Source organism: Glaciihabitans sp. GrIS 2.15, from assembly GCF_035984695.1.
Taxonomy (GTDB): Bacteria; Actinomycetota; Actinomycetes; order Actinomycetales; family Microbacteriaceae; genus Lacisediminihabitans.
In genome coordinates, this window is the sequence record NZ_JAXCHU010000023.1 from 1 (window position 1) to 14,085 (window position 14,085).

At 58.7% G+C, this 14,085-nt stretch carries 17 protein-coding genes; 11 read left to right on the plus strand and 6 right to left on the minus strand.

The features are described 5' to 3' along the window. Positions 1 to 237: 237 nt before the first annotated feature. Both RCH11_RS17730 and RCH11_RS17735 read left to right on the plus strand, forming a co-directional pair. Positions 238 to 1,449 (plus strand): mannosyltransferase family protein, encoded by a 1,212-nt coding sequence (locus RCH11_RS17730; RefSeq protein WP_327058350.1) that lies wholly within the window; start codon positions 238 to 240, stop codon positions 1,447 to 1,449. A gap of 138 nt (positions 1,450 to 1,587) precedes the next feature. Beyond that, positions 1,588 to 2,097, plus strand: a complete 510-nt coding sequence (locus RCH11_RS17735) for an Abi family protein (protein WP_327058365.1) — start codon at positions 1,588 to 1,590, stop codon at positions 2,095 to 2,097. A 660-nt stretch (positions 2,098 to 2,757) separates the two neighbouring features. Here the strand turns inward: RCH11_RS17735 and RCH11_RS17740 are convergent. Together RCH11_RS17740 and RCH11_RS17745 are read right to left on the minus strand one after the other, a co-directional pair. Continuing rightward, the gene (locus RCH11_RS17740) at positions 2,758 to 3,264 is read right to left on the minus strand and encodes a mycothiol transferase (RefSeq protein ID WP_327058351.1); all 507 of its coding nucleotides are present in this window, start codon (positions 3,262 to 3,264) and stop codon (positions 2,758 to 2,760) included. A 308-nt stretch (positions 3,265 to 3,572) separates the two neighbouring features. Next, the gene (locus RCH11_RS17745; protein WP_327058352.1) at positions 3,573 to 3,995 is read right to left on the minus strand and encodes a hypothetical protein; all 423 of its coding nucleotides are present in this window, start codon (positions 3,993 to 3,995) and stop codon (positions 3,573 to 3,575) included. Between the two features lie 252 nt (positions 3,996 to 4,247). Between RCH11_RS17745 and RCH11_RS17750 the strand changes: the two genes are divergently transcribed. The 3 genes from RCH11_RS17750 (at position 4,248) to RCH11_RS17760 (ending at position 5,432) form a co-directional block, all read left to right on the plus strand. Beyond that, the gene (locus tag RCH11_RS17750) at positions 4,248 to 4,460 is read left to right on the plus strand and encodes an ANTAR domain-containing protein (protein ID WP_327058353.1); all 213 of its coding nucleotides are present in this window, start codon (positions 4,248 to 4,250) and stop codon (positions 4,458 to 4,460) included. Between the two features lie 132 nt (positions 4,461 to 4,592). Continuing rightward, the gene (locus RCH11_RS17755) at positions 4,593 to 4,925 is read left to right on the plus strand and encodes a hypothetical protein (RefSeq protein WP_327058354.1); all 333 of its coding nucleotides are present in this window, start codon (positions 4,593 to 4,595) and stop codon (positions 4,923 to 4,925) included. A 165-nt stretch (positions 4,926 to 5,090) separates the two neighbouring features. Continuing rightward, positions 5,091 to 5,432, plus strand: coding sequence for a DUF7882 family protein (locus RCH11_RS17760; protein WP_327058355.1), 342 nt, complete (start codon positions 5,091 to 5,093; stop codon positions 5,430 to 5,432). Here RCH11_RS17760 and RCH11_RS17765 read toward each other — a convergent pair. From RCH11_RS17765 to RCH11_RS17775, 4 genes are all read right to left on the minus strand, one after another. Next, positions 5,417 to 5,626 (minus strand): hypothetical protein, encoded by a 210-nt coding sequence (locus RCH11_RS17765; protein WP_327058356.1) that lies wholly within the window; start codon positions 5,624 to 5,626, stop codon positions 5,417 to 5,419. The genes RCH11_RS17760 and RCH11_RS17765 overlap by 16 nt on opposite strands. A gap of 286 nt (positions 5,627 to 5,912) precedes the next feature. Continuing rightward, positions 5,913 to 6,008, minus strand: coding sequence for a hypothetical protein (locus RCH11_RS18265; protein ID WP_442789065.1), 96 nt, complete (start codon positions 6,006 to 6,008; stop codon positions 5,913 to 5,915). Between the two features lie 239 nt (positions 6,009 to 6,247). Then, positions 6,248 to 7,321: an alkene reductase gene (locus tag RCH11_RS17770; protein ID WP_327058357.1), complete on the minus strand. Its 1,074-nt coding sequence runs from the start codon at positions 7,319 to 7,321 to the stop codon at positions 6,248 to 6,250. 232 nt (positions 7,322 to 7,553) lie between these two features. Next, positions 7,554 to 7,769 (minus strand): hypothetical protein, encoded by a 216-nt coding sequence (locus tag RCH11_RS17775; RefSeq protein ID WP_327058358.1) that lies wholly within the window; start codon positions 7,767 to 7,769, stop codon positions 7,554 to 7,556. An 802-nt stretch (positions 7,770 to 8,571) separates the two neighbouring features. Between RCH11_RS17775 and RCH11_RS17780 the strand changes: the two genes are divergently transcribed. The 6 genes from RCH11_RS17780 to RCH11_RS17805 all read left to right on the plus strand — a co-directional run bounded on the left by RCH11_RS17780 (position 8,572) and on the right by RCH11_RS17805 (position 13,459). Continuing rightward, positions 8,572 to 9,027 (plus strand): SRPBCC family protein, encoded by a 456-nt coding sequence (locus tag RCH11_RS17780; RefSeq protein ID WP_327058359.1) that lies wholly within the window; start codon positions 8,572 to 8,574, stop codon positions 9,025 to 9,027. 423 nt (positions 9,028 to 9,450) lie between these two features. After that, the gene (locus RCH11_RS17785; protein ID WP_327058360.1) at positions 9,451 to 9,612 is read left to right on the plus strand and encodes a hypothetical protein; all 162 of its coding nucleotides are present in this window, start codon (positions 9,451 to 9,453) and stop codon (positions 9,610 to 9,612) included. Between the two features lie 130 nt (positions 9,613 to 9,742). Further along, entirely contained in the window at positions 9,743 to 10,465 is a 723-nt protein-coding gene (locus tag RCH11_RS17790) for a class I SAM-dependent methyltransferase (protein WP_327058361.1), read from the plus strand. A 1,346-nt stretch (positions 10,466 to 11,811) separates the two neighbouring features. Further along, complete coding sequence (locus RCH11_RS17795; RefSeq protein ID WP_327058362.1) at positions 11,812 to 12,150, plus strand: DUF7882 family protein; 339 nt, start codon at positions 11,812 to 11,814, stop codon at positions 12,148 to 12,150. Between the two features lie 544 nt (positions 12,151 to 12,694). Further along, positions 12,695 to 12,925 carry a hypothetical protein gene (locus RCH11_RS17800; RefSeq protein ID WP_327058363.1) on the plus strand — a complete coding sequence of 77 codons (231 nt, stop codon included), beginning with the start codon at positions 12,695 to 12,697 and terminating at the stop codon, positions 12,923 to 12,925. Between the two features lie 105 nt (positions 12,926 to 13,030). Then, the gene (locus RCH11_RS17805; protein ID WP_327058364.1) at positions 13,031 to 13,459 is read left to right on the plus strand and encodes a BLUF domain-containing protein; all 429 of its coding nucleotides are present in this window, start codon (positions 13,031 to 13,033) and stop codon (positions 13,457 to 13,459) included. Positions 13,460 to 14,085 lie beyond the last annotated feature (626 nt).

Here is a 14,085-nt window from a genome sequence, read left to right on the forward strand (position 1 = left end):
CCCACAACGACGGAATCCACGAGCCGGTCACCGATATCGCAGTGCCCAGGATGCCGAGGATTACCGCGATGTGCAAAAGCCGACGCCGGTCGTTACCGACTACCGCTGTATGGGAGAGCACTGGTGAGAGGAGCACTGTCCCATTGTCGGCGGCCTGGACTGAGACTCCTCCAATAATGGGTGATCCCAGCGGTACTCTGTGTGTTCTCTTGGTCTGGAGCAGGTACGGTCGGTCAGGTGACCGGTCCGACTCAGCCCGCCGCACGGGACTCGCCCAGGCCGCCACTGGTGTTCGTCGCATTTGTCGCGCGGGCCGGTCGATTCCGCACACCGGTGCTGCTCTGGTTACTGGCCCGCATCGTCTTGGTCAGCTGGGCGGTCGGGGTGATGTTTACGTCCGGCGGTGGATGGCGGATGCTGGGTCGCCCGAATTGGCCGTTCATGCTTTTCTATCACTGGGACAGTGTTTACTTCGCGCACATCGCCAACCGCGGCTACTTCGGTAGTGGATCGCTCACCACCTGGCAGGCATTCTTTCCCGGGTATCCCGCCGCCGCTCGTATTGTCGCCTTGGGATTCGGCGGGGCTCACCCCTCGATCGCGCAGATCCAGGTTGGTCTGTCGATTGTGGCTGCGATTGGTTCCCTCGTCGCAACGGTGCTGTTCTGGCATCTCGTCTGGCAGTCTCACGGGCGGCGGATCGCGGTCGCGGCCACGGTGTTGTTCCTCGCCGGACCTTATTCACTGTTTCTTATCGCCTCATATTCTGAATCACTCTTTCTCACATTCGCGATCGGCGCTTGGCTGCTTGCCGGCCGTGGGTCCTGGATGTGGGGCGGGATTCTTGCGGCAGCCGCCTCGCTTACCCGGATCAATGGGCTGTTCCTGGTCGCAGCCCTCGTCGTGCTTTACATCCGCAGTCGTCAGGCCCGGGGGCTGAACTACCGTGGTGGCGCAATCGGGCTGGCCGCTATCGGTTTCTCGGGCACCGGACTGTATTTTCTGTATCTGTGGGTGCGCACCGGCAACTTGTTCGCTTGGAGCACGGCCGAGACACTCGGATGGGATCGCACCACCCGTCTGCCGTGGGCGACTTTCTCCGAGACACTCACTTACGCGCTGACACTGCCCAAGTTCGACGGCAGGATGCAGGCGTGGCTTGAGATCGTTTTCGCAGTATTACTCGTGCTGGCCTGTGTGCTTCTTGTTCGTCGCCGACTGTGGGCTGAAGCGGTGTTGGTGGGCTTGACCTTGCTGAGTCTCATGACAAGTTCAAGCTACTTATCGCTCGCCCGCACAAGTGTGGTGCTTTTCCCCATCCCAATTCTGCTCGCGACGACCCTCACCTTCCCTCGGTGGCGGTGGGTGTACTGGACCGGCGTAAGCGTGGGCGTACTGCTCTTGTTGGTGAACACCGCATTATTCACGCAAGGGCACTGGGCGGACTGAGGCGCTCGTAACCGGAGGGTGAATACGGTCACGGTCACGGTGCCGATCCAGATGATCGTGGTGATGTAGAAAGCGCGTTCGAATAGACCGAAGAATGCTGCCATCTCCGGACTGCGGGATGCTCCAAACATCAGCACGATCGCAGCTGAAGTGATCCCTCGCGAGTCGCGCGAGGACTTCGTAGAGCACCACCACGCGAAGCATGGCGGAACACTGCCAGTGTGGGCGGCCGTTGAGCTCCTGGATTGGGGCGGACTCACCCGCCTTTTCGGATTCGCTCCGAGAGGCGCGCAGGACAAGGTCGCTGCGGCCTTCGGGTTGACGGCACCGCAGATGGAGTCGTGGTTGAAGTCGCTCAACATCGTGCGCAACGTCTCGGCTCATCACGGCCGTCTCTTCAACCGAGTGTTTGCGATTGCACCGAAACTTCCGATCCCCGGCAAGTATCCCGACCTCGATGCGGGTGGACCGTTCACTCGAACGTTCGGACAACTCAGCATGATCCAGCACCTGCTAAGGGCACAGGCGATTGGGAACCAACGATTGTTGTCAGCCGTCGTCCGGAATTACCCGGACGTGCCCACCTTGCCGATAAGTCATCTCGGCGCTCCAGAGAACTGGAGTCAGTCCCAGCTGTGGGCGTCCTAATCGCGACCCGCGTACAGATTTCGTGTGAATGAGGACCTGTCGCGGTAAAGGTTGGCTACCGGGCCGTAATTCCAGGCCATCGATCGCCGTGCTTGAGAACGGTCGGTGCACTGATCTCTCAGAGCTTTGAGGTTATTTGCTTTTTTCTGGGCGAGCGTGAAATCCGAGGACCGAGCGGTTCCTTCCGCTCGCATCACTGTCCCAAGGGCCGCGTGTGGATACAGCGACGAGAGCGATGCCGACGATGATGAGGATCCAAAGATAGGGTTCAGACGAAGCGCCAAGTCGAGCGAGTCCGAAAAAGATCGCCATCGTTCCGCTGGAGAAGAGCAGGCGCGTGACTTTCCAGCTGAATGTTCTTCGTCGCTCGGGCATTTCCTTATACTAAGACCGCGTAACGTTCGAAAGAAGCGAAGCTTTCAGTATCGTCGCGCTTGCGCTGACAAAAGCAGATGCCGCGAACATCCGACTCGGATTCGATTCGTTCGCAAGACATTCCGCTTGCGGGTATCCCAGAAGTCGCGAAGCACCCTCGATTCGACCTCTGAAAGTGCTTTCAAATTCGGCCCGAGATCGTCCTTTTGTTGCTTCGGGGTGGGGTGGATCGTTATCCATAGGCGACCGGTACGGGCCTCGGATGGCGGCCGGGCGGTGCTCTTTCTAGGTGCGGTCAAGTATTCCGCGCGCGTATGACGCTTGCCCGGCGTGTTGCAGGCAGTCGTTGATGACGCTCACGAGGCGAGCGCCGCGTGTGACAGGTGGGTTCCAGTTCGGGTCGATGACCTCGTCTAAATTTTCTGCGGAGAGCCCGCCTAGGAACGCGATCGATGCCTCGGTCACCGCGCTGAGGTACCCGTTCAGCAGCGCTTCGGTGGTGATCACCCGGGTGACTTCGTCTTGATTCATCCCGTATCCCATTTCGTCCGGCCCGAACGGTAGTGCGAAGCGGCCGTACCAGCCTGATGCCGTCCAGATTTGCTCGCTGTCGGCAAGGTCGGCGATCTGAACATCCTGCCCACGGGCGGTGTGCCAGGCGAGCCAAGCGATCGTGTTCGTTCCAGGTGCCGGACTGTAGGCAAGTTGCTCGGAGCTGAGGTCCGCGATGGCTTTACCGATGATCGGTGGGATGCGGGTGAACGAATCGATGAGAAGCGCTGCAGGTGTCATATCTCCACGCTACGCTCACCGCCGTGGCGGGGTCTCGTTTACCGTGATCTGCGACGTGGACAAAATGGATGGAACAGATCGTCTATCAGTGCTTTCCCCCACAGCACCATGCTGCCCAAAAACGCGGCGATTTCGGGGAGCAACTCACCCATCAGCCGAACAGGTTGGATGGCATTGCGATACCAATAAATGCGAGGGTTTGACCATTGATCATCAGTTGATGAAGCGGTTCGGTTGTTACCCGAAGGCCTCGCTGGACTGGGCGTGGGGAGAGCTCCTCGCAGGTCGGGCAGTCCCTGATCCATTTTTTACTTGCGTTGCCCGGTGCTGTTTTCTCTGTGGCGAAGGGAAGCGGATCGGACCGAGAGCACTATCGCTAGGCCGTAGATGACAAACGCCAAAACGACATGGTAGGGAGTGACCCAGTCAAGCCCGAGGGTGGAGATCATGTGTCCGGAAAGCCATTGGGCTACGGTGGCGAGGAAAAGAATCCCAGTGAGGGGGACAAGTCCCCGTATCCCTCGCAGCCCGTGGATAGCGATCACCGTGGAGCCGAGTGCGAATACCATGGTCGGATACGCGAGGAGACCGTGGATAGTGGTCCAAATCTCTTTGCCACTGCCCGGGATACCGTTTTTGATGAAGTTGCCCGCGGTTACCGACTGCAGAAAAATGAACAGAACGGTGAACCCAATAAAGATCGCGTAAGCCCGGCGAATAGGAGGGCTCACAACCGAGAGGTCACGAGACGGGGACTTGGTTGTCACTGCGTTTGGTGCGCTCATGGGATGGCTTTCGAGATGAGTGTTATCCGGATCGCTGTAGACACAGCGTTGGCATCGCGCCTCTTTGCACCAGCCCGAGAGTACCTGCGCCACATGTCCGGATAAGGATGAGGTCCACAGGGAAGAAGAAAAGGCCACCATTGTTAACGCCGACCGAAAACAGGGCCAGTAACGCCAGGCGGGGCTTCAAGTCCGTGCATGCAACACGCCCTCAATTCCCGAATTCTGATCGAGCAAGCCAAGGGCGTCATTTCGGAAAGCGGCGAGATGACGATGGATGAAGCGTTCGCGACCTTACGGAAGTGCTCCCGCAACAACAACCTCTCTTTGACCAAAGTGGCCACTGCCGTCATCGACCGCACCCTCGGGCTCGGAACCCTCGTCCCTCTGAAAGGCATTGCGGGAGCCTAAGCGCGAACCCAAACCACGGGCAGCAGTCACCATGCCCGGCTTGCATTGACGGGGAAGTGTCGAACACGTAAAGTCAGAAACGTTGCTCGTGTCCCCGGCAGTGGTTTATCCGCCGCTACGTGAGGAGCACCGATGTTGGTCACTGAACTCCATCCCCACCTCGACGATCCGGGCGCAGACGCGCGTCGGAGCGATTTCCTGGTCGGCGCAATCGACTTTTGTCGTGCGCACGACATGTCCATAACCCAGGTTGCCGGCCATGGTTGGCTTGTGCGGAGGGACCCCGACGTGGTGGACCCTGGTCGTGTGCTCGCTTGTGTGGAAGAGCGCGACCATGATTTCGAAGTCATGGAAGTCGGCGGCGGATTCCGCTGGACCACCCATACAACGCTGCGCGAAGCCGTCGCCCACCTTGCCCGGGGGAACGCGCCCGCTTCTCCCGTGCCCGTGCCCGTGCCCTCGTGACTGCGATCGTTCCGGTGCGGGAGTTGGAGCGGGGCTTATCGCTCCGAACTGCTCCGCCGCACTCGGCGTCGGGGCCGTCCGAACGGAAGTTCTCTGCCGAACTCGATCACGTCATCGCGACCTGGATCGCAGAGATTGAACCACGCGAGCAGAAAGGGCATCAGCATGGGTCAGCTTCTGTACGGTGATTCATTACCCTTCATCGACTTCGACGACCGGGCGCTCGCCCACCTCAAAGTGGGGATCTTCACCAAGTTTCGTCGTCACGAATCATTCGCCTTCTCCTGGGACCACGGCACAGCCAACGGGAGCGAACACAGTTCGATGTGGTTGACGGCAGAGATCCCGGTGAGGTTTGTTTTCACCGAAAGGCAGACCCCCGGCACGGAACCGGGAATGGGTGGAGGACCTCATAGTCGAAGCGAACTCCTTGTTGCGGTGCGCCTACCGGCCACTGCAACCCTGCGTTGGGCAATAGTCAGGGGGGATGGTCAGACGCGATCGTGACCGATGATCGAGCGGACGATGAACGGTCGATACGACCGGATGCTCTGGTCGGACGCACCGGCCTCCGCTTCACCCAGGTCGGGACGGATGGTCTCATCCTCGGACGCGGCGGCAAAACATACCTCGCCACCACCTTGCTTCCGCGAAATCGTCGTTATCACCTCCCCGCTCACACCCTCGATCGACCTTCCCATGCTCAGACGATGCCATCGAGCGGCCCACACGACAGTGCCTATGACGTCCGTTCAACGATTTGATCAGCCGGCAGGGGGGATCGCGGTGCGGAGATCTCTCGGAGGGTCAGCCGCGTCGCCACTAGTGATTCAGCCCGAAGCAGCTTCTTCCGCGGCTTCGCCCCGTTTCACGATGTCATCGGTCTTAAACAGGATGCCTTCGGCTGTTTCTCGCCACTTCGGGTGTGCGTCGCAGCAGGAACTCGAGCTCCATGCTGAACTGTTTGAACTCCTCTCCCATCGAGTCCTACATGATGGCGCGCGCTTCAACATCAGGCTCAACGGAGATTCGCTGCACGTACCAGCCGATCGCTTCGGCTTCTTCACTCAGCGACGCACACATCCGCGCAAAGGTGCGGGTTTCCGCAGATAGTTCCTCAGGTGGTCCGGCTTACGGGCGCCATGTTTGTCCGAGTTCGGATTCGATCTTCCTTTCATGGACGCGATGAACGCTTGAATGCCTGAGCAGGGCCGCGTCGATCGTAATCCGCTGTCATTCCCCAGAACGAAAGCGGCACGAAATCAGGTACGGTTCAGTATTCGGCGTCAGGTGTGGTGTTTGTGCTGTTACGGCTTTTTTTGTTATTTCTGCGCGGGGCTGGTCAGTGTGGGGTAGTCGGTGTAACCTGCCGCGCCCCCACCGTAAAAAGTGCTTGGGTCCGCATCGTTGAGTGGTGCGTTATGGCGGAGGCGTTCACTAAAGTCGGGGTTTGCTAGGGCCCAACGCCCGACGGGGACAACGTCAGCTGTGCCTGTCTCAACATCATCGCTGAGAGAGTCGAGGTCCCGACCGGGACGGTGGACAAGCAAGGCGCTACTCCACGTGTGGCGAATATCGCGCAGCAGTTCTTCGTCCCCGATCTGCACAAGATGCAGGTATGCCAAGCCCAAGGGTTCAAGCGCGGCGACAAGGTGATGATATTGCTCCGCGACGGTGTTCCCTTCGTCGATGCCGCCGGTGGCCTGCCCGGGTGAGAATCGGATACCGACGCGGTCAGCGCCGATCTCTTCGGCCACGGCAGCGGCGACCTCAATGACGAAACGCGACCGGTTTTCGGTGGAGCCTCCGTACTGGTCGCTTCGATGGTTGGCGTTTGGTGACAGGAATTGGTGCAGCAGGTATCCATTGGCGCCATGCAGCTCGACACCATCTGCACCGGCCTCGATAGCATTTTTGGCCGCGTGCTGGAAGTCGCTGATGGTCGTTGCGATGTCGTCGCTGGTCATTTCGCGCGGTGGGGGTGAGAGTTGCATTCCGGTGGCTGTGAATATTTCGGTGCCTGGGGCGATTGCCGATGGGGCTAGGGCGGGCCGGTGGTGGGGGGTGTTGTCGGGGTGTGCGTTGCGGCCGACGTGCATCAACTGCAGGAACATGTGAGCCCCGGCTTCATGCACAGCATCGGTGACTAGGCGCCATGCCGCCACGTGTTCGGGCCGGTAGATGCCCGGGGTCAATAGGTACCCCTGACCGTCGTCCGAGGGCTGAGTGCCTTCGGTAATGAGTAAGCCCATCGAGGCTCGCTGGGTGTAGTACTCAGCCATGAGCGGAGTAGGGCTTCCGTCGGCTAACGCGCGACTTCGCGTCATCGGTGCCATTGCAAGACGGTGGGGCAAGGTGATTCGACCGAGGGAGACTTCGTTCCAGAGGGTGGGCACGGGCAGGCCTTTCGATGCGGGAGCGGGAGAACGCGGGACTGAGAAGGAGGGCGTGACACGAGGGGGCGTACGGTTCTGCCGAGCCGTCGGTGACACCCAGCGAGTGTGAACGGTACGTCCATCAACAACGACCGTCGCGGTCCCTAAAACCGACCCTTAGTTCCGTTGCTGAATTAGTTAATATTGGCTCAGGTCGCGGGTTGAGTCGGACGCAGTGCCGCTTCCGTTGCGGTTATTGACCGTCCAGATCGGTTGGGCCATCTTCCGAATTGGGTGCGTGTTCCTCGTACTCGGGAGTCGCTTCGAGGGGTTCTGACCCCTCGGGTCCGGCGTAATGACCAGTCGGCTTGACCGGTTCGCCTCCGACCGCATCGTTGGTGACAAGTTCGTTCTCATCGAACGGTTCATCCGGATATTCGAATCCAGGGATATTTTTATCTGAGTTCACCTTTTCCACCGTAGTCGAGGTTGTGAGGCCAGTTTCGGAAAATGAAGCATCACCACCGCAGGGGCGTGCTTCCCTCGCCACGAAGCGGAGTTGTGGAATGGTTGTCTTGCGAATTCACGCCATGCATGGCTTTAGATGGCCTTTGTCACGGCGTACGACATCGGCCTGGGAAGCTGCTTGGGGACACCTGTTACCACCGGGGATAGCGCAGACGCAGACGCAGAGTCCCACGCGGATCCGGATGCGATGTTGGTTGTCATGCTTCGATTTGGTGGAGGTTCGTGGAATCGGCGCTGAGGAACGGAGTGATATCGATCGACTGAGTATCGCCAAGGTCGATGTCGCCTGGGTCGACAGGTCGAATGGTACCTTCGGTTGCCGGTTGCGGTGCGGAAGAATCGATCATCAGTTTTTCTCCAGGACGTGGGGGCGGTTGTCATCGCCGAGTTCTGGAGCAACGTGGCGCAAGCTTACATCGGCGGGAGCTGGAGCGGGAGCTGGAGCTGGAGCCGAAGTCGGAGTCGGAGTGTGAGTCCGAATGTGAGCGTTTGGGCCCAGTCCTAAAAAAGGACTTCACGTTTGCGACTAGATGAGTAATTCCTATCAGCTTGACCTGTCGGTCGGCGTCCAAATTCGTTCGAAGGGCCGAGCGCTCGTTTGCACTGCTGGGGTTTCGAGCATGGGTAGCTTTAGGCTGCCTGCCAGCTTTTTCTCAGCCGGGTTGACCTTGGGTCAGCCCTCGGTAGTGTGAAAAGGGAGTCAGCAACTGGCCCATCCGTTGAATTAGCACTTGGAGATCATCATGCCCAACGCTATCGAGACTGTCGATGTTAACGTTCCCGTCACCGTCGCTTATAACCAGTGGACACAATTCGAGGAGTTTCCGAAGTTTTTGAGCTTCGTCGAATCCATCACGCAGGTGACCGACACCCTCACCGACTGGAAGGTCAAAATCGGCGGTGTGGAGCGTGAGTTTGAGGCTCAGATAACCGAGCAGCATCCGGACGAACGTGTCGCTTGGAACAGTACCGGCGGCCAGGTCGACCACGGGGGAGTGGTCACGTTCCATAAGTTAGCGGAGAACGAAACGCGTGTGACGGTGCAACTCGACTGGGAAGCCACCGGGCTGATGGAGAAAGCCGGGGCCGCTCTCGGTGTCGATAATCATGCCATCAAGAAAGACCTGGCGAACTTTAAGGAATTCATCGAAGCGAAGGGAACTGTCGATGGCGGATGGCGCGGAGACGTGCAGGCCTGATGTGCAGGCCTGACCTGGGCGCTTGATGTGCAGGTTTGACTTGGGGGCTTGACGTGCAGGCTTGATGCTGGGGTCAGATTCCCGTCCAAGTTTTGATGGTCCGGATGCCGCACGGCGTTGCCCGGCGGGCAAGGTGCCCATTTTGTGGTGCAAAACGCCCCGTGCGCGTCTACATTTCTTGCACTCTCAGAGCAAAGCTTGAAATGTCGCGGGAAACGGTGAAACGCTCCGATCTCGCCGACTGTTCCCACTGCGGGCGGGTATGTCGAGTGACCAGCGTGTGTTGTGCGGAGTTGGTCTTGGTGGCCTTTCGCTCAGTGGGGTACTTGACCAGTGGGGTACTTGACCGCATCTGCGGGGCACAGGTAGGTTGAAAGTGTTGCTCCAGATCCCGGCGGCGGTCATTCACCGACTGGAGAAAACATGAAATTCCTGCCGATCATCGTTGGCGTGATCGCAGCAGTGCTGCTGCTAATCGGTCATCTGGTGCAATCTTTAAGCGTCTTGAGCTATATCGGCACATTGCTGATAATCGTGCTCGTTATGATTTTGGCCAGAGGCCTCACAGACCGGTCGAGCGCGTGAATATGCGCGACCCTGCGCGCTGCCGATATCGAAGGACAGTCGTGGCCGTCAGAGTGAGCAGGGTCAAAATTGCGGGGATCTCCCACACCGCCAATGGGAGTGATGGATGGTAGCGGCATCAGCTCGTCGCTTGCCAGATCTCATTACTGATTTGGCGTTCGCTCAGGGTCGGGCGGAAACTCTTCGCTATCACGAGGACTTTTACGAATCGACTCCTCTCGGGGCCGCCGATTCTTGGCTGTTAGAGCCAGATCAATTGGTCCTGAAGGCTTTAACGCTCTGTGGCGGAGCCAACCCAATTCGGGCATTCGACTTAGGTGCCGGTGTTGGCCGTCACACGATTCCTATGGCTCGGGGCCTGGCTGCCGGGTCACAGGTGGTCGCTGTCGATGTGATCCCGTCAGCGATAGCCCACCTGAAAGCCAATTGTGCTGCGGCGGGTGTCTTGGACATGGTGACACCGGTCGTTGGTGATCTGGAAAAGTTCACCTTCGACACCCGCATGGCGGTGGGTCTCATCGTCGGTTTCTCTGCGGTGGAACATGTGAGCAGCATTACGGCAATGCGCGGTCTGCTCTACCGGTGTGCTGCGGCCACGGCACCCGGCGGTCTGGTAGCGCTGGGTATTTTTGCGGACCGGATTGAGGAACTTGCTGATGGAACTATTCGACCAGCGCTGGTGGAGTTCGAGCTCGACTCCACGACGGTGCACTCCCTGCTTGAGGAAGTCTTCTCGTCGTGGATCGTCGAATATGCCCACACTGGTGCAGAACATGTGCCCGAGGAACGCGATGGAATTCCATACAAGTTGGAATCGACACTTATCCAGTTCATCAGCCGACGACCCCGCTGATTTCTTGTAACCCAAGCGTCAGCGAGGCTGCGCAGAAATTGCAGCGGGCGATGGATTGCGCTGTTGCGCTGTTGCGCTGTTGCAGTTATCTCTCTGCCGTCCGCTCGGAATTTGTCAAGGCGAATGAGGCCAGCGTGAGTTTAGGCAGCTAGCTTTTGGTCGGTTTCTTTCTCTGCTTTCTCGGCTTCAATATTTCCCCCAAAAAAGGCGACCCGGATACGACAGTTCAAAAGCCACCTCACCTCAGATCGGAACAGCTATACGACCTAATCAGGGTCTGCAGATTCCGTCGAGAATATATCTATTGTTTAGTAGACACGTCGTTCTCCGGCCACCCCCAACGGCCTTGTTCCGCACCGCAACGGACCACACGCTTCCCAATCCGATTTTAACAGCCACCCGAAGTGCCGCCCCGCTTACGGGCGGCCGATTCGTGAGAAAACTGGTGTAGAGCGCACTCTCGCGATGGCGGGAAATACCGTCCGGTGAGGGTTCCTAAGTGACATAGCATCGGTGCTTTCGGACGTGGGGTGGATTGATCCCGGATCTGTCTCGTTGACGGTCACGCCGCGGATCGGTCACTCCAGCCGCTGTTTCGCCTAACACCGTCCAGAAGCTTTGACCGCGCTCGCTCGGCATGTAAGACTCTGCCGAACAGAATGACTGTGCAGTGCGTTGTCAAGGGGTAAAGCGAAGTCCCCACAATGGGTGACAAGGCTTTAGAGTCTTACCCAGCTAGCCCCCCCCGGAGTTGGCCAGATCATCCGGCGAACCCCGATTGCCGCACGATCAACCCACCAGTGCTGTCCCCCGAAGGGCAGCACTGGGTTCGGGCTGCAAACTGAGTAGCAGCGATATAGAGTTCCGGGTGGGATCACCGCTGCATTTCTTGCATGGGATGGCAGTCCGTGGTCGCGCGTCGGCCTTGTCGGTGCGGGGGAGTGCTACTCGCGTGGGAAGGTGAGCACAGCAGACAGTGAAAGCACCTCAGACCCTCGGTACCTCCTCTGACCAGGTGGTCGGTTTGAAGGCGCTCGCTCGCTTCATAGTGCTTATACACGAACACGAACACGAACACGCACTCGCGCTCGAACACGAATGCGAATGCGATCAGTTAGTCCCCTCGAACAACTGAACGTCATCGTGTGAGGCTCCGTCCGGGGGCAGAACCGTCCGGTGGCAGAGCCGTCCGGTGGCAGAGCCGTCCGGTGTTCCAGGCACGTTATTGCGCCCCGAAAAGTATGGTGACTCCTCGATTTCCGGGTGAGGTAGTGTCAGCGCTTAGAAAGAGGCTTGCCCACGTCTGCCGATGTCTGGTGTCACCCTTTCCAGTACAGGAAACGAACATGGGTGCTTTGATTTGCGGAAACTCCAGCATGGAAGTCTGCTTCGAAGATCGCACACTTCAGCACCTTCAAATTGTGATTACGGCGAAACTGAGCCGTCGAGAGAGCTTCGTTTTCTCCTGGGTTAATACCGCCGAAGATGGCCAGGGACGGAGCGTTATCTGGCTCAATCCGAGCAGCACTCTGTTCTACCGCTTCTGCGGAAACCGGATACCAGCAATAAATCTGGACTGGCTAGACACCCTCATGGACTCCGCCAACAGCGCCAACGGATTGTTCCTCTCACCCGAGCCCCTCCTGCAGAACCCTCGCCCAGAAAGTGATCGAACCCTGACGTAGTAGCCGACCGATCACCGTGGCAAGCGGTCACCTCCGCAACTCGGCCGGTCACACCAAACGATTCGGATTGCAACCCATTTGCTCCGGAGATCGCGGTTGAGTGTCTCGGGGGTTTCTGGTGGCGAAACGTCTGATCGGGTTCCCCGGCGATGGATGATGAGAGCCGATCACACTCGGGGTCAGAGGATGTTTGCAAACGGCGATGTCGAGATCCACGCCTGGCCGCGATCAGGAGGGCAAGACTGCGACCGAATTTGGCCTCGCTTCAAACTTGCTGAGCTCCGTATGGCGGTTTCGTGGCCCCACCTTAGCGTGGTGTTAACACGTGGCTCCTGGTTGTGTCCGTAGCTGACAGGGGGGCCTGGGGTCGACGGCCGGGTCAGGGTCGGGGTCAGGTAGAGCGTGGAGCTGTTCGCAAGGGTTTGACGTGACGCACGAGCCCACCGGAGTTGCTCGTCCCGAGTTGGCTGGCCAGGATGGGGTGCATCGGTGAACCGTGCGTCAAACATTTGAGGTGGCCGACCGGCCTGCACCGGAACCGCGGGTGTCACAGGCTTCGCGGCTGGACCCTTTTACCTCGACGATCGACGAGATGTTCGGGCAGGATCTCGAGGTGCCGACGGCGCTGCATCCCTCGGCCCGTCGGGTGCTGGCCCGGCTTGCCGAGGGATGTAGGCGACGATGCTTTCCTTATTGGGCGAAAAGCGATCTTGTCGCGAAGCACCATTCCGTAATCGAAGGGGAAGCAGCCCCGGCCCGCCGGTTGGGCGCCTGACTTCCGTCCGGACAAGGTGATCGAGGAGTCCCCTCTGACTGGGGCTTCGCTGGCCGACGCTCAATAGCGAATTATTGCTCTTATGCTTATTGTAGCGGGAATCTAATGCTGTCTATCATCTATGTGAGCGTCGCAACGAAGCCAATGTCCGAAGACGATATCGTCGCAATACTCGTGCAATCACGGGCGAACAACACCCGACTGGGGCTGACGGGTGCACTTCTTTGCCACCGGCGACGGTTCATTCAGATCCTCGAAGGCGAGGAGAAACAGGTGCTCACGAAGTACAGGACGATCAGTCTTGACCCGCGACACCGTAACGTTCATGTACTCAGTAGGGAACTCATCGATCAGCGTCAGTTCCCTCAGTGGACGATGGGGTTCCGCCCGCTGTCCCAAGGGGCGATGAACGAACTGGACGGATTTGACGAATTTTTCGGGCGTACTGGCCATGTACAGATCAAACACGCTGACGTGTCAGCTCAACTGTTTCTCGAATGGCTTGGCGATTACTGGTTCTCGGCCACGAGATAGCGGATCTCCGTCCATAACTGCGGCGGGTTCAGCCGACCAATGGCGGCAAGAGCATTACCGCGCGCGCGCTCCGACCTGGCGCGTGTGGATCGACCACGTTGGGCATCCCGACCTGATGCAGCCGACTACAGCACATGTTTGCGAGCGTTTCGGCACAAGAAGACAGTCTGCCTGTTTCCCAAGCTTTGGGGTGTTGAGGATGCCAGCGATAAATAGTGCCGTTTTCGCAGCGCTACCGCGCGTGATGAATCCACTAAGTCGACAGCATTCCCCTCTGGTGTTTTCGCCGTGTTGAGAGATCGAATGTCAACCCCTGCTCACCACAGCGGAACCGGGGTAGACCTGAATTAAGCGAATCCCGGGGCAGCCCAAGGCTGTCCGGGCATTAATCCTTCGCACACCTCCGACAGTGAAGACGGACTTTCCGCCGCCGCTGTCATTATTTTTTAGGAGTGAAGAGAAATGAAAGCAGTCGTCTATAAAGGCCCCAATGAGGTCAGCGTTGAAGATGTTCCGGACGCCAAGATCGAATGAGTATTTGCGAGTTCGGGGGCCGTTGAATATTGCCTTCGGGGGCCGCCGGTATTGCCTTTCGGTGCCGGGCTGTCGCGGGGGGGGGGGGGCGG